At 52.4% G+C, this 15,063-nt stretch carries 13 protein-coding genes; all 13 read left to right on the forward strand.

From position 1 onward, the window contains the following. Positions 1–40: 40 nt before the first annotated feature. The 13 genes from efp to BK816_RS04385 all read left to right on the forward strand — a co-directional run bounded on the left by efp (position 41) and on the right by BK816_RS04385 (position 15,063). Positions 41–604: an elongation factor P gene (gene efp, locus BK816_RS04325; RefSeq protein WP_071164083.1), complete on the forward strand. Its 564-nt coding sequence runs from the start codon at positions 41–43 to the stop codon at positions 602–604. Then, positions 604–1,200: a transcription antitermination factor NusB gene (nusB, locus tag BK816_RS04330; protein WP_071164084.1), complete on the forward strand. Its 597-nt coding sequence runs from the start codon at positions 604–606 to the stop codon at positions 1,198–1,200. Before efp ends, nusB begins: the two co-directional genes overlap by 1 nt. Positions 1,201–1,360: 160 nt before the next feature. Continuing rightward, complete coding sequence (gene pyrR, locus BK816_RS04335) at positions 1,361–1,900, forward strand: bifunctional pyr operon transcriptional regulator/uracil phosphoribosyltransferase PyrR (RefSeq protein ID WP_071164085.1); 540 nt, start codon at positions 1,361–1,363, stop codon at positions 1,898–1,900. Continuing rightward, positions 1,897–2,868, forward strand: a complete 972-nt coding sequence (locus tag BK816_RS04340) for an aspartate carbamoyltransferase catalytic subunit (RefSeq protein WP_071164086.1) — start codon at positions 1,897–1,899, stop codon at positions 2,866–2,868. Before pyrR ends, BK816_RS04340 begins: the two co-directional genes overlap by 4 nt. Continuing rightward, positions 2,868–4,166: a dihydroorotase gene (locus BK816_RS04345; RefSeq protein WP_071164087.1), complete on the forward strand. Its 1,299-nt coding sequence runs from the start codon at positions 2,868–2,870 to the stop codon at positions 4,164–4,166. The genes BK816_RS04340 and BK816_RS04345 overlap by 1 nt, the downstream gene beginning before the upstream one ends. Beyond that, positions 4,163–5,359 (forward strand): glutamine-hydrolyzing carbamoyl-phosphate synthase small subunit, encoded by a 1,197-nt coding sequence (gene carA, locus BK816_RS04350; protein WP_071164088.1) that lies wholly within the window; start codon positions 4,163–4,165, stop codon positions 5,357–5,359. The genes BK816_RS04345 and carA overlap by 4 nt, the downstream gene beginning before the upstream one ends. Continuing rightward, a complete protein-coding gene (gene carB, locus BK816_RS04355) occupies positions 5,359–8,661 on the forward strand; it encodes a carbamoyl-phosphate synthase large subunit (RefSeq protein ID WP_071164089.1) in 3,303 nt (1,100 codons plus the stop codon). Before carA ends, carB begins: the two co-directional genes overlap by 1 nt. Positions 8,662–8,667: 6 nt before the next feature. Then, entirely contained in the window at positions 8,668–9,543 is an 876-nt protein-coding gene (gene pyrF / locus BK816_RS04360; RefSeq protein ID WP_071164090.1) for an orotidine-5'-phosphate decarboxylase, read from the forward strand. 11 nt (positions 9,544–9,554) lie between these two features. Then, positions 9,555–10,106: a guanylate kinase gene (gene gmk / locus BK816_RS04365; RefSeq protein ID WP_071164091.1), complete on the forward strand. Its 552-nt coding sequence runs from the start codon at positions 9,555–9,557 to the stop codon at positions 10,104–10,106. A gap of 41 nt (positions 10,107–10,147) precedes the next feature. Beyond that, positions 10,148–10,423, forward strand: coding sequence for a DNA-directed RNA polymerase subunit omega (gene rpoZ / locus BK816_RS04370; RefSeq protein ID WP_071164092.1), 276 nt, complete (start codon positions 10,148–10,150; stop codon positions 10,421–10,423). Continuing rightward, on the forward strand, positions 10,420–11,676 hold the full coding sequence (gene coaBC / locus BK816_RS04375) for a bifunctional phosphopantothenoylcysteine decarboxylase/phosphopantothenate--cysteine ligase CoaBC (protein ID WP_071164093.1): 1,257 nt from the start codon (positions 10,420–10,422) through the stop codon (positions 11,674–11,676). Before rpoZ ends, coaBC begins: the two co-directional genes overlap by 4 nt. Next, a complete protein-coding gene (gene metK / locus BK816_RS04380; protein ID WP_071164094.1) occupies positions 11,676–12,881 on the forward strand; it encodes a methionine adenosyltransferase in 1,206 nt (401 codons plus the stop codon). The genes coaBC and metK overlap by 1 nt, the downstream gene beginning before the upstream one ends. A gap of 19 nt (positions 12,882–12,900) precedes the next feature. After that, positions 12,901–15,063, forward strand: coding sequence for a primosomal protein N' family DNA-binding protein (locus tag BK816_RS04385; protein WP_071164095.1), 2,163 nt, complete (start codon positions 12,901–12,903; stop codon positions 15,061–15,063).

Genomic DNA, 15,063 nt, shown 5'->3' on the forward strand with positions numbered 1-15,063 from the left:
GCGGGCACGTCCCCGCAGGTTATTTATGGAAGGAAATATTGTGGCAACAACTAACGATCTCAAAAACGGCATGGTGCTAAATCTCGAAGGCCAGCTCTGGTCCGTCGTTGAATTCCAGCACGTCAAGCCAGGCAAGGGCCCAGCTTTCGTTCGCACCAAGTTGAAGAACGTTATGTCCGGCAAGATTGTTGACAAGACTTTTAACGCTGGCCTCAAGATCGAAACCGCAACTGTTGACCGTCGCGACATGACTTACTTGTACCAAGATGGTCAAGATTACGTCTTCATGGACGACAGCACCTACGATCAGATCACCATCCCAGCTGAAATCGTGGGCGACGCTTCCCATTTCATGTTGGAAAACCAGTCCGCTATCGTCTCTTTGCACGACGGTCAGGTTCTCTTCATTGAACTTCCAGCTTCGGTTGTTTTGGAAATTCAGTACACCGAGCCAGGCCTACAGGGCGACCGTTCCTCGGCTGGCACCAAGCCTGCAACCTTGGAAACCGGCTACGAAATCCAGGTTCCTTTGTTCCTCGAAACCGGTACCAAGGTGAAGGTCGATACCCGTAACGGTTCCTACATTTCCCGCGTGAACGACTGATGCCAGTTCGTAAAGGATCACGAACAAAAGCTCGTATCCGCGCGATTGACGTTCTGTTTGAAGCAGACGAACGTTATGGTGGCTACGGGCCAGGACAACTCTCCGAAGTTCTGCGCCACCGCAAAGAAATGACTGCGGCGCAAACTCCACTGCCGCCCTACGCGGTTGAAATTGTCGAGGGAATTATTCAGAACCTGGCAGAAGTAGATACTTCTATCATGGCTCACTCGACCCGCGACTGGCAGCGACTACCCAGTGTAGATCGTTCCATTTTGCGGATTGCGGCATGGGAAATCATGTGCAATCCAGAAGTGGATGGGGCTGTCGCAATTGCAGAAGCGGTCGGCATCGCTGATACGCTCAGCTCTGCTGATGCTCCCGCCTTTATCAATGCGGTACTAGATAAGGTCTACAAAGACCATCTAGCGAATCCGAAGCCCCTCAAGGCAAAGGCCACTGCAGCGCAGGCAGAAACCAATTTTGAGACTGATGATGCCGGTTTTATTTCGCTTCCTGTTTCTGATTTGGAAGAAGAAAAAGAAACTGGTGACTTCGATTTTCAAGCAGCCTACGATAGCGAATATATCGACGACTAATCGATCTAGTCACTATCTAAACCGGTGTGCGGTACGCGTAAGCTACTACACACCGGTTTTTGCTTTTCTTGCACGCCAGCAAGCATCATTTTGCTATAAACTTTGGCTTGTAAGCATTCCTTTAAGACCCGTCCAGAGAGGCGGGGAAGGGTAGGGTTTAATGGCACCTTTAGGTCGTCGTGTCCTCGGTGAAGAGGACATTCGTCGTTCATTAAAACGAATTTCTTATCAAATCATCGAAAAAAATCGTGGGGCAGAAAAAGTAGTCCTAATGGGTATTCACACCCGCGGGGTACATTTAGCTAAGCGCATCGCCCAGAATCTGGCAGAGCAAGGCGAAAACGTGCCGGCAGGTGCTCTTGATATTTCGGGTTTCCGTGACGACCGCGATCAGGCTGATCGCTCTCATGGCACCACTACCTTGCCCGAGGGCGGGATCGATGACTGCAAAGTTGTTTTGGTAGATGATGTGCTTTACACCGGTCGAACTGTTCGTGCTGCACTCGATGCCCTTTCAGTCCTAGGGCGCCCTTCCGCGGTACAACTCGCAGTATTAGTCGACCGTGGTCATCGTGAACTACCTATCCGAGCCGATTTTGTTGGGAAAAACCTCCCGACTGCTCGAAGTGAAACTGTTGCCATCAAGTTGGAAGAAATTGATTCCACTGATGGCGTTTTTATTATTGGGGGCCAAGCATGAAACACCTACTATCCACATTTGATCTATCGAAGGAAACTGCTGTTGCTTTGCTAGATCATGCCGAAGAACTAGCATCTCGTATCAGCCAGGATCGTCAGCTAGATCTGCTTGCTGGAAAAACCGTGGCAAACCTGTTCTTTGAAGACTCTACGCGGACCCGACTTTCCTTCGAGTTAGCGGCACACCAGCTTGGCGCTCGCGTCATGAACTTTAGCGCTGCCGGCTCTTCTATTTCTAAAGGCGAATCGTTAAAGGATACCGCTCAGACTTTGGCTGCGATGACCGTAGACGCCATGGTCATTCGTCACCGTAGTGCTGGTGCCGCAGACCGGCTAGCTCATGCCGGTTGGATCGAGGTCCCAATCCTTAACGCTGGCGACGGGGCGCATGAGCATCCCACCCAAGCCTTGCTAGATGCCATGGCTTTACGCCGTCATCACAATCAAGTGCCTGCCAAGGAAGCTGCGACCAAGTTGGTCGGAGCTGACTTAAGTGGCGCTAGAGTACTGATTGTGGGAGATTTGCTCCACTCGCGGGTAGTTCGTTCCAATGTCGCTTTGCTCAACACTTTGGGGGCCGAGGTCGCCCTCGTTGCTCCGCATTCCTTGCTACCAGCTGGGGTAGAAACTTGGCAGGCCGAAGTTTTCACTAACTTTGATGAAGCCTTGGCCTCGAATCCTACTGCAGTAATGATGCTTCGAGTCCAGAAAGAACGTATGTCCAGTGCTGGGGGAGGCTTCTTCCCCTCGGTCGGTGAATATGTCCGAGCGTACGGCCTCACCGATGAGCGCTTTCGCGCCCTCGACCCTAAGGTCCGCATCATGCACCCAGGCCCGATTAACCGTGGCCTAGAACTATCTGACTTGGCGGCAGACAATGCCCAAGCGATTATTTTGGAACAGGTTGGCTGTGGCGTTGCCGTTCGCATGGCCGCTCTCGACTGGCTAGTAAATGGGGAGAATAACTAATGAACAACTACGTCTTTACTGGCGCCCAAATCTTGGACGGACCAGCCACTGATATCGCAATCCAGGATGGCAAGATTGTCGCACTTGGGGAAGATGCTAAGGACTTTTCCGGTCCGCGCATCGACGCTGGCGGTCTCGTAGCACTGCCCGGTTTGGTTGACTTGCACTGCCACTTGCGTCAGCCCGGCATGGACGCGGCAGAAACTGTCTACACTGGCACTCGCGCGGCAGCTGCTGGCGGCTACACCTGTGTTTACGCCATGGCGAATACAAATCCGGTGGGCGATAACGCCCTCGTGATTGAAAAGGTACTTGACCTAGGCGAAGCCGCCGGTTTTGTTGAGGTTCGCCCGATCGGTGCGGTCTCGAAGGGCTTGGAGGGCAAATCCCTAAGCGCCATGGGGTCGATGGCAGCTTCGCGCGCCAAAGTGCGTGTATTCTCCGATGATGGCAAATGTGTTTCGGATTCGGCACTAATGCGTCGCGCCCTCGAATATGCCAAGGGACTTGATGCGGTGATTGCCCAGCATGCGCAAGAACCAACGTTGACTGCTACTGCCCAAATGAACGAGGGCGTAGTCTCCGGTGAACTTGGTTTGGCTGGCTGGCCGGCCGCCGCGGAAGAAAGCATCATTGCTCGCGATATTCTGCTCGCCAAGCACCTTGATGCTCGCGTTCACGTCTGCCACCTTTCAACTGCAGGTTCGGTAGAGCTAGTGCGCTGGGCCAAGGCACAAGGCATTAAGATTACCGCCGAAGCGACCCCACATCACCTTTCGCTCAGCGAAGAGCTTGCCCGCACTTTCGATCCTCGTTACAAGGTGAATCCGCCATTGCGCACGCAAGCCGATATTGAGGCCGTACGCGATGGTTTGGCCGACGGCACGATCGACATTGTCGGAACTGACCACGCGCCTCACCCGGCAGCCACCAAAGAATGCCCTTGGGACGAGGCCGCATTCGGGATGACTGGCCTCGAAACTGCCCTGCCAATCATTATCAAAACGATGGTTCAGACCGGTCGAATGAACTGGGCAGATGTCGCCCGGGTACTTTCTTACACCCCAGCTCGGATCGGCTCGAACCCGAATCAGGGTCTGCCGATTGCCGTCGGCAACCCAGCCAACCTAGCACTGGTTGACCCCACCGTGGTGCGCGTGGTGAACCCAGATGAGCAATACACCAAATCACGCAACTGCCCATACATTGGGATGGAGTTGCCCGGACAAGTCATGTACACCGCCTATCGCGGCAAACTCACAGTTAAAGCAGGCAAGGTTCAGGAGGACCAGCAATGAAAAACAGAGAACTCGCATTATTGGTCCTCGAGGACGGCACGGTCTACACCGGTAAAGCTTACGGGGCAAAAGGCCGCACTATTGGCGAAATCGTTTTTGCCACCGGCATGACTGGCTACCAAGAAACCCTCACCGACCCTTCCTACCATCGCCAGATCGTCGTCCAGACCGCACCGCACATCGGCAACACCGGGGTTAATGACGAAGATCCAGAATCCGAGGCCGTTTGGGTGGCCGGCTACGTCGTGCGCGACCCAGCCCGTCGCGCCTCGAACTGGCGAGCCACTAAAGAACTAGAAACACTACTGGAAGAACAAGAAATCGTTGGTATTTGCGGCGTTGATACCCGGGCAATCACCCGTCGTATCCGTGAAACTGGAGCCATGCGCGCCGGTATTTTCTCGGGCGAGGCCTTGCCAACTGGTGCCGAATACTTGACCGAACCAGTGATTGACACTTTACTCTCGGTAGTTAAAGACGCCCCACAAATGTCGGGAGCAAACCTCACCGACGACGTTTCGACCAATACGGGTTACATCGTGGAACCAGCTGGGGAGTTCGAAGGCAAAGAACCGACCGCAGTCGTAGCTGCCCTCGACCTCGGCGTTAAGAACCGCACCCCATACCAGCTCTCCTTGCGTGGCATGCGCGTACACGTGCTACCTGCTGACACCAAGTTCGAACAGATTAAGGCCCTGAATCCTGATGGCGTCTTCTTCTCCAACGGACCAGGCGACCCAGCAACTGCTGATGGCCAAGTTGAGCTGCTGCGCCAAGTACTCGATGCCAAGATCCCTTACTTCGGTATCTGCTTTGGTAATCAGCTCCTCGGTCGCGCCCTCGGCTATGGCACCTACAAGCTGACCTACGGTCACCGCGGTGTCAACCAGCCAGTTTTAGACAAGGCCACCGGCAAGGTTGAAATCACCGCACATAACCATGGCTTTGCGGTTGACGCGCCAACCCAAGCTGCCTCGCTGGCTCCCTTCGAAAACGGCAAATACGGCATGGTGGAAGTTTCCCATGTCGGGCTAAACGATGGGGTAGTTGAAGGTCTCAAGTGCCTCGACTTGCCAGCCTTCTCTGTCCAGTACCACCCAGAAGCGGCAGCTGGACCACACGATGCCGAACACTTATTCGATAGATTCCTACGTTTGATGAAAGAAAACCCTGCCCCTAAGGAGGCTCGCTGATGCCACGCCGCGAAGATATTAAATCTGTTCTCGTCATCGGTTCTGGACCGATCGTCATTGGCCAAGCTTGCGAGTTTGACTATTCCGGTACCCAGGCCTGCCGCGTCCTCCGCTCTGAAGGTATCCGCGTCATTTTGGTTAACTCTAACCCCGCAACCATTATGACCGACCCCGAGATTGCAGATGCCACCTACATCGAACCAATCACGACCTCGATTCTGACCAAGATTATTGAAAAAGAACGCCCAGACGCTTTGTTACCAACCCTTGGTGGTCAGACCGCACTCAACGCAGCAATGTCACTTGACGAAGCTGGCGTTTTGGAAAAATACAATGTGGAACTAATCGGGGCGAGCGCGCAAGCTATTAACGCGGGTGAAGACCGCGATGAGTTTAAAGCCATCGTGGAACGCTGTGGGGCCGAAGTCTGCCGCTCAGAAATCGCGCACACCATGGAAGAATGCCACGCGGCTGCGGCCCGTCTTGGCTACCCACTAGTGGTCCGTCCTTCCTTCACCATGGGCGGCCTTGGTTCTGGTATCGCTTTCAATGCCGCTGATCTCGAGCGCATTGCTGGGGTAGGCCTACAACAGTCACGTACCACCGAAGTTCTCTTGGAAGAATCGATCCTCGGTTGGAAAGAATACGAACTAGAGCTCATGCGCGACAAGGCCGACAATGTGGTGGTCGTCTGCTCGATCGAAAACGTGGACCCAGTTGGCGTACACACCGGTGACTCCATCACCGTGGCTCCCGCTTTGACCCTAACCGACCGCGAACTACAGAACCTACGCGATATCGGCATTGCGGTCATCCGTGAAGTAGGCGTCGATACCGGCGGTTGTAATATCCAGTTTGCCGTCCACCCAGAAACCGGTCGCGTCATTGTGATCGAAATGAACCCACGCGTTTCGCGTTCCTCGGCGCTAGCTTCGAAGGCCACAGGTTTCCCCATTGCTAAGATCGCGGCCCGCCTAGCGGTTGGCTACACCCTGGACGAGATTCGCAACGACATTACCGAATCAACCCCAGCCAGCTTCGAACCAACCCTTGACTATGTAGTGGTAAAGGTTCCTCGTTTCGCTTTCGAAAAGTTCCCTGCCTCGGATCCAACCCTAACCACCACCATGAAGTCGGTGGGTGAAGCCATGGCTTTGGGGCGTTCGTTCACTGAAGCATTGCAAAAGGCGGTGCGGTCAATCGACAAGAAGGGGATTGGTCTACATTGGCAACAGCCAGGCCCAGTCGCTGCTGATCTGCCAGGTCTGCTAGCCCAGATTAAGGTGCCGACCGAAGGTCGCCTCTTGGCCGTACAGCAGGCAATCCGTGCTGGCGCCACGCTTGAACAACTGTTCAACGCCACCAAGATTGACCCATGGTTCCTAGATCAACTTTTCCTACTCGAAGAAGTGGCACAGGAGATTGCTCAGGCTGATGGCCTAAACCGTGAAGTTTTGGAACTAGCCAAACGACATGGTTTCTCCGACAAGCAGATTGCCCAGATCCGTGGTCGGAACGAAGCTACCGTGCGCGAACTGCGTTACGCCTTCAACCTGCGCCCGGTTTACAAGACCGTTGATACTTGTGCCGCCGAATTCCGCGCCTCGACCCCTTATCACTACTCCTCCTATGACGAGGAAAGTGAAGTCATGCCGCGTAACCGTCCGGCTGTGATCATTTTGGGTTCGGGCCCGAACCGCATCGGACAGGGCATCGAATTCGACTATTCCTGCGTGCATGCTGCTTTGGCCTTGCGCGACCGCTACGAAACCGTCATGGTTAACTGCAACCCAGAAACCGTTTCTACCGACTATGACATTTCGGACCGCCTCTACTTTGAGCCACTAACGCTAGAAGACGTGCTCGAAGTAATCCATGCAGAAATGCAGGCTGGTCCAGTCGCCGGCGTGCTAGTGCAGTTGGGTGGGCAAACTCCGCTTGGTTTGGCCGCTGCCTTGCAGGCCGAGGGCGTGCCAATCCTTGGTACCTCCCCGCAAGCCATCGATGCCGCTGAAGACCGTGAACTCTTTGGGCGCGTCCTCGATAAAGCAAATCTTTTGGCCCCAGCCCATGGCACCGCTCGTACCAAGGAACGGGCGATTGAAGTTGCCCGCGAAATCGGCTACCCGATTTTGGCCCGTCCTTCCTTCGTCCTGGGCGGGCGTGGCATGGAAATCGTTTACGACGAAGAAGGTTTCCTTGATTATCTTGAACGCGTAGGTATTGGGGCTGTCTCCGAAAATGCGGGCCCACTACTGATTGATCGCTTCCTTGACGACGCGATCGAAATTGACGTGGATGCCCTTTACGACGGGAAGGAACTATTCCTAGGAGGCGTCATGGAGCACATTCAAGAATGTGGCATCCACTCCGGTGACTCGGCCTGTGTTTTGCCCCCAATGACCTTGTCGGCGAAACAAATCATGCACATCCGCCAAGCCACCGAGGCAATCGCCGCGGGGGTAGGTGTCCATGGTCTGATTAATATTCAGTTCGCCTTGCTCTCCGACGTGCTTTACGTGATTGAAGCGAATCCACGTGCATCGCGTACCGTCCCATTCGTTTCGAAGGCCACCGGCGTGCCATTGGCTACTGCCGCAGCACGCATTATGACCGGGGAAAGCATTGCACAGCTTCGCCAGGTTGGACTCTTGCCGGCCACCGAGCCGACTCTAGCTGCAGGCGCAGAAGCCATTGCTGTGAAGGAAGCAGTGCTCCCATTCCGTCGATTCCGCACTCGCGAAGGGGCTATTGTCGATACCGTCCTCGGCCCAGAAATGCGTTCGACCGGTGAAGTGATGGGTCTTGACCGTGACTTCCCACGCGCTTATGCCAAGGCTGAAGCTGGTGCTTCGATTACCCTGCCTACCAAGGGTAATCTCTTCGTCTCCATTGCCGACCGTGACAAGCGCAATCTGGTCTTGCCGATTGCCCGTCTCGCACAGCTTGGATTCAAGGTATTTTCGACCAAGGGAACAGCCACCGTCCTCGAACGCAATGGCATTCGCACCCAGGTAGTTCGTAAGGCGTCCGATGGCCGCGGTGAAAACGGCGAACCGACGATTATCGACTTGATTTCCCAAGGCGAAATCGACCTCGTCATCAATACACCTTCCGGACAAGGCGCACGTGCAGATGGTTATGAAATCCGTACTGCTACCACCGCTGCCGAAAAGCCAATCATTACCACTATTCAGCAGTTGTCGGCTGCAGTTCAAGCTATCGAAGCCCTGCTGGTCGATGACTTTGAGGTTTCTTCATTGCAGGAACACTATGCCCGTCGTCAAAACCAAGCTAAGTGAGGAATTATGAGTACCGAAAACGATCTATCGCAAAGTTTTGGCGCCCGACTCGCAACGAAAATGCGGGAAGCTGGTCCGGTTTGCGTCGGAATTGATCCACATCCGAACCTGCTTGCTGCCTGGGATTTGCCCGATAGCGCACAAGGCCTAGAAAAATTTGGCATGACCGTACTCGAGGCCGTGGGGGAGCAAGCTGCTGCTTTCAAACCTCAGTCTGCTTTCTTTGAGCGCCATGGTGCTAAGGGTGTAGCTGCCCTGGAAACTATTTTGCAGGAAGCTAAGTCGGCTGGTTTCCTAACAATTTTGGATGTTAAGCGTGGCGATATCGGCTCTACCATGAGTGCTTATGCGGAATCATTCCTAACTCCAGGTGCGCCCTCGGAAGCTGATGCCATCACCCTCAGCCCATATCTTGGATTGGGCAGCCTCGCACCAGCTCATGAGTTGGCAGTCAAGCATGGGAAAGGCTTATTCGTACTTGCTTTGACCTCAAATCCTGAAGGTGCCTCGGTCCAGCATTCCCAAAACGCTCAGGGGCAGGCCGTCGCAAGGATGATTGCCGAGGGCGTGGCCCAGTGGAATCAGCCGGCACGCGAAGCTGGCCTGATGGGTAGCTTCGGCCTGGTAGTTGGGGCTACGATCGGTTCTGCTGCTCAAGATTTGGGCCTCGATCTGGGCGCCGTAAACGGGCCAATGCTTGCCCCAGGAGTGGGCGCGCAAGGTGCTGGGGGAGCAGAGCTTTCCCAAGTCTTTGGCCACGATCTATCACTTGTGTTGGCTTCGTCATCTCGAGGAATTCTTAAGGGTGGTCCTACACTTGCTGGCCTACAAGCTGCTTTTGCAGATACGCTTGCAGAAGTTAAGCAAGCGGTAGGCTGTTAAGATAGTCTGCTATGAATCAGTTAACTGTTGTGGCCGGTCCAACCGCGGTTGGTAAAGGCACTGTCTTGCGTCTGCTTGCTCAGCAGCATCCAGAAATTTATTTTTCGGTTTCCGCAACTACTAGGGATCCACGCCCGGGGGAAGTTGATGGACAGCATTACCATTTTGTCACCGAAGCAGAATTCGACGAATTGGTAGCTTCCAACCAGATGCTTGAATGGGCAGTCGTACATGGCAAACACCGCTATGGCACGATGCGAGCACCAATTATGGAAGCATTAGCTGCCGGGAAACCCGCCATTGTGGAAATTGATTTGGCGGGTGCTAGGCAGATTCGCGAATCTATGCCTGAGGCCAAACATGTCTTTATTGCTCCTCCCACCTTTGAGGATTTGGCTAAACGGTTGGCTACTCGTGGAACTGAATCCGATGAAGAGCGTGAGCGCCGACTCGCTACTGCCAAAGTCGAGCTTGCCGCTCAAGCAGAGTTCGATCGTGTGATTGTTAACGATACGGTGGAAAACTGCGCGCTGGCTTTGGCTAGTTTTATGGGTTTGGACTAAACTATTGACGTTAATGCGCGCAACTAGATAAAAGGATTTTTATGACTACAGGTACTGTTGCCCAGCCAGAAGGTATCACTTCGCCTCCGATCGACGATCTACTCGAGCAGGTTGACTCCAAATACGCTTTGGTAGTTTACTCGGCACGTCGTGCTCGTCAGATCAACACCTACCTTCGCCAGCGTGCTGCAGGCATGATTCAGGGTGTGCCTCCTTTGGTAGAAACCGAAGTAGATGACAAGCCTCTTTCAATTGCCATGCATGAAATCGCTGGTGGCAAGTTGAACTTCTACACGGAAACCGTTGACCCTCAATGAGTAGCAAAGGCGTGGCCCCACGCATTGTAATTGGAGTGAGCGGCGGCATCGCGGCCTTCAAAGCAGTTAGTGTGGTCCGCCTTTGGAAAAAAGCTGGATGGCAGGTGCAAGTACTTGCCACTCCAGCGGCTCTTGGGCTCGTAGGAAAAACCACTTGGGAAGCTATCAGTGGAAATCCGGTTTACACCGAAATTACTCAGGATGTAGCACACGGAGCACATGTTGAGCTCGCTAGAGAAGCAGATGCTTTCCTAGTTTTACCGGCAACTGCAAATACCATTGCGAAACTAGCAATGGGGATGGCAGACAACATGCTTACGGCTACCGCTTTAGTCGCGACCTGTCCAAAGATTATTGCGCCAGCGATGCATACCCAAATGTGGGAGCATCCTGCGACTAGACGTAATCTGAGCACACTTCAAACTGACGGCTGGCAAGTCATTTCCCCAGTATCGGGCGAATTGACTAGTGGTGATAGCGGTATGGGGCGTTTGCCAGAACCGGAAGAAATCTTCAGCCAGGCTAAGCAACTTATTGGATCTCAATCGGCCACTGCTGATAGCAATCCAGAGGCTTGTCCTAAGCTCAAAGGCAAAAGAGTTATTATCACTGCAGGTGGAACTAGCGAACCAATCGATCCGGTTCGGGTACTAACCAATCTTTCGACTGGTACTCAGGGGATTGAACTAGCCAAAACAGCAAAGGCATTAGGTGCAGAGGTTGAATTAATCTATTCCACCATTTCAGTGCCGTTACCGGCAGGGATCAAAGCCACCTACGCGGGTTCTGCTCGAGATTTACTTAGCTTGTTGGAAGCTCGTTGGGACCAAACTGATGTTTTGGTGATGGCTGCTGCGGTGGCTGATTGGCGACCTGCTGAAGTCGCTACCCAAAAAATGAAAAAAGGCCAAGCCGATACGCTTACGTTAGAGCTGGTTCGAAATCCCGATATCTTAGCCACCTTGGGTAAAAAACCACGTGGAAACAAGATTTTGGTTGGCTTTGCCGCGGAAACTGCCCAGGGTGAGGCAGCCCTCTCTTTAGCACGTGAAAAAGTCGCCAAGAAGCGCGTAGACTTACTGGCATTAAACCAAGTGGGCTCGGGCAAAGGTTTTGGTAATGTTGAAAACCAGCTTTTCTTCCTCGATTTTAATGGTCAGCTTTTAGGCCAGTCACAAGGAAGTAAAGCCACCGTGAGCCAAGCCCTTTGGCAGCAAGTAAACGATTTAATTGCGGAAAAAGAAAGTATCTAATGACAGCTAATCAGGCTCTCCAGCTATTTACTTCAGAATCAGTAACTGAAGGACATCCAGATAAGGTTTGTGACCGTATCTCCGATGCCATTCTTGATGCTCTCTTAGAACAAGATCCCCATTCGCGAGTGGCGGTTGAAACTTTAGCCACGAAAGGTCTCGTTCATGTTGTAGGTGAAGTTACCACCGAAGCTTATGTCGAGATTCCAGATATCGTTCGTCGAGAAGTAACCGAAATTGGTTATAACTCGTCCCAGGTTGGTTTCGATGGCAACTCCTGTGGTGTTTCGGTTTCCTTGGGCTCGCAATCGCCTGACATTGAAGCGGCTGTTAATACCTCTTTGGAACAGCGTAACGCTACTAGTGCGGACGACCTCGACCTACAAGGGGCTGGGGATCAAGGCATTATGTTTGGCTATGCTTGCCAAGAAACCCCCGATTTGATGCCTGCACCAATTTGGCTAGCTCATCGTTTAGCACGCCAGCTTACTAAGGTACGTAAAGACGGCACTTGCCCTGGCTTCTACCCAGACGGCAAGACTCAGGTAACGTTAGGGTACGACCAGGATCGCCCAGTTAGCCTCAATAATGTGCTGGTTTCGACCCAACATTCTGCCGACCTTAGCTTGGCTGATGTTCAGGCCCAGGTAAAAGAATTCGTAATTGATCCAGTGCTCGCTGAGGCTGATCTCGACCTTGATCAGTCTGAGTTAAAACTGCAGATTAATCCTTCGGGCAAGTTTGTAGTGGGTGGACCAACCGGTGACGCTGGTTTAACTGGCCGCAAGATTATCGTTGACACCTACGGTGGGATGGCTCGTCATGGTGGGGGCGCCTTCTCTGGTAAGGATCCTTCGAAGGTAGACCGCTCAGCTTCTTACGCTATGCGTTGGATTGCGAAGAACGTAGTTGCTGCCGGCTTGGCTTCACGTTGTGAAATTCAGGTTAGCTATGCAATCGGTTCAGCCCATCCCGTGTCACTCTGGGTTAACACGTATGGCACTGGTGTGGCTAGTGACGAGCAGATTGCCAGCGCAATTTGGGACGTTTTTGATTTGCGTCCAGCTGCGATTATTCGCGATCTTGATTTGCTTCGCCCGATTTATGCTGCCACCGCCAGCTATGGCCACTTTGGTCGTTCTGAGTTCTCTTGGGAACAGACCAATCGTGCGCAGGATTTGGCGCAAGCCATTAAGGGTGCCTAAGTTTATTTAGCGAGTAATTATGCCGGAACAGTTGTTGGTACAGGTGCTACCTGATAGCACGGTACCTGCGCTGGACCGGCTTTTTACTTATCTAGTGCCATCAGATATTTGGGCGGACATTCGCTTAGGAATGAAAGTCAAGATACCGCTTGGACATAGTAGCCAGTCTGGTTGGGTGATTGCGAAGCAGGGGACCGATAATACCTGGGATTATTTATCCGGCGAATCTTTTGAAGTTTCTGCCCTCGTTGAGCAAAACCTGGCAGGGGAGGAAGCGAGCCTTTTTTCTGCGGTTAGTTTTAAAGAAATCCAGGGAATTATTACCCCGCTGGCGCTGCTAACACCTCAGATTTGGCGTCTGGTTAATCGTCTTCGTGCTTATTGTTTGATGCCGAGGGCGAGGATTTTGCACCAAGCACTGCCGATCAGACAACAACGGATTGAAAAAGCCTTTTTAACCACGCATAAGCAGAGGCCAGCATTCTCTGCCATGCCACTTGCAGACGGCATGACTGGTGGTAGCCAAAATGCCTTCACTTTTTATCAAGGTGCTGATGAGTTTTTTCAACAGCTAGTAGTCAAATCTGACCATTTGGACGAAAAGTCACGTCAGTCTGGTCATATGAATCAGCCGCCTTCAGGCCAGTTCCCGCTAGTTGGCTGGTGGGAATCGCTACCAAGTACTCTTGAGGATGGCACCCATTTTGAATTAGATATTCTTGCTCTCCAAAGAATGTTTCAGCCTGTTTGGCAAGCGGGTAAAGCAGTATTAGTCATTGCATCGAATCATGCGCAGATAATTGCGCTAGGAGAGTGCTTGCGTAAGCTTTACCCTCAGATCAGAATTGATTTCTATTCTTCAAAGTTAAGCGATGGCGCGAATTACGAAGTATTTTTACGGGCCGTCTCTGGGCATTCACAGTTAATCATCTCTACTCGAAAAGGTGTCTATCTTCCGGTTAAGAATCTGGGACTAGTTATAGTTTGGCAAGCCGATTCACCTCATTTTTTGCCTGCCAGAAATCCAAGGGTGGAAACTAGCCGGGTCGCATGGTGGCGTTCTTTGGCCGAGCAGACTCCACTTTTGCTGCTTTCGCGTACATTGCCATTATGGGCTTTGGCCTTTTTAGAGCGTGGCGAAATCCTCCATCTTGCGCCAACTCGGGAAGCAAAACGACAGCGTTTAGCGAGGGTAGAATTCCCGTCAGATTGGCAAATAGAACAAGCCGGAATGAGTAGCTTTAGTCGGTTACCGAGTTTTATTTCGAATTTTATTCAAACTCAGAGTTTGTTAGGCCCCCTTTTGGTACAAGTTCCTCGTCGTGGTGACATTCCAGTGATTGCTTGTCAGTCTTGTTTTAGAAAGTTCATCTGCGAACAGTGTGGGGCTAATATTGCTGCAAAAAACGGTGCGTTGGTTTGTCCGGTTTGCACTCATGAGGTGGCGACTTTTTCTTGCCCAGCATGTGCCAGTACTCGTTGGCGGGCATTAGTAGTTGGAATCGAACGAACTGTTGAACAGTTTTCATCGGCTTTTCCGCGCGTACCGGTATTACAACTAGATACCCAAAATGCTGACTTGGTAGTTGGCGCTGAGCCAAAGATTGTCGTGGCTACTTCAGGAACTTTTCGCCGTGCTGAGGGCGGCTATGTCGGGGCGGTTGTGCTAGATCCGGAAGTTTCTTTAGCGGCATTGCGAGCCGATGCTCAGTACGACACGATTACTAGATGGGCACAAGTAGCAGCGCTAGTAAAGGCAGGCGGAAGAGTACTATTCCCGCATCCTTTGGCCCCAGAGCTTTCTCAACCACTTATTCGCCAGGATTATTTGGCATTAGCTCGACATGAGTGGCGTGCACGTAGTGAGGTGCAGTTACCTCCCACAGCTTGGATGCTGGCCATTATTGGTGCTGAGGCTGATTTGCAACTGTTTGCTGCGGTACTTTCACGCTTTTTACCAAATGAGTTGGCAGAAGTTTATGGGCCATTGGCAATGCACGAAGCAGCTACTAGATTTGTGCAAAAGACACATGCCATTTTGTCTCCCAACTTTATTTTGGTGAAAGCGTCCTGGGAAACTTTCCCTCAGGTTTCCCAAGCGCTTTGGCTCTCTCGCGAACAGTTTAGTGAAGAAGGTGGCAAAGGAATTAGCTTTAGAACAGACCCATTCGAACTGCTTTAA

The organism is Boudabousia tangfeifanii (genome assembly GCF_001856685.1).
GTDB lineage: Bacteria > Actinomycetota > Actinomycetes > Actinomycetales > Actinomycetaceae > Boudabousia > Boudabousia tangfeifanii.

Excerpts from the sequence above, each read along its gene's own strand:
- nusB (WP_071164084.1), top strand. The coding sequence starts at position 604 with ATGCCAGTTCGTAAAGGATCACGAACAAAAGCTCGTATCCGCGCGATT.
- pyrR (WP_071164085.1), top strand. The coding sequence starts at position 1,361 with ATGGCACCTTTAGGTCGTCGTGTCCTCGGTGAAGAGGACATTCGTCGT.
- BK816_RS04340 (WP_071164086.1), top strand. The coding sequence starts at position 1,897 with ATGAAACACCTACTATCCACATTTGATCTATCGAAGGAAACTGCTGTT.
- BK816_RS04345 (WP_071164087.1), top strand. The coding sequence starts at position 2,868 with ATGAACAACTACGTCTTTACTGGCGCCCAAATCTTGGACGGACCAGCC.
- carA (WP_071164088.1), top strand. The coding sequence starts at position 4,163 with ATGAAAAACAGAGAACTCGCATTATTGGTCCTCGAGGACGGCACGGTC.
- carB (WP_071164089.1), top strand. The coding sequence starts at position 5,359 with ATGCCACGCCGCGAAGATATTAAATCTGTTCTCGTCATCGGTTCTGGA.
- pyrF (WP_071164090.1), top strand. The coding sequence starts at position 8,668 with ATGAGTACCGAAAACGATCTATCGCAAAGTTTTGGCGCCCGACTCGCA.
- gmk (WP_071164091.1), top strand. The coding sequence starts at position 9,555 with ATGAATCAGTTAACTGTTGTGGCCGGTCCAACCGCGGTTGGTAAAGGC.
- rpoZ (WP_071164092.1), top strand. The coding sequence starts at position 10,148 with ATGACTACAGGTACTGTTGCCCAGCCAGAAGGTATCACTTCGCCTCCG.
- coaBC (WP_071164093.1), top strand. The coding sequence starts at position 10,420 with ATGAGTAGCAAAGGCGTGGCCCCACGCATTGTAATTGGAGTGAGCGGC.
- metK (WP_071164094.1), top strand. The coding sequence starts at position 11,676 with ATGACAGCTAATCAGGCTCTCCAGCTATTTACTTCAGAATCAGTAACT.
- BK816_RS04385 (WP_071164095.1), top strand. The coding sequence starts at position 12,901 with ATGCCGGAACAGTTGTTGGTACAGGTGCTACCTGATAGCACGGTACCT.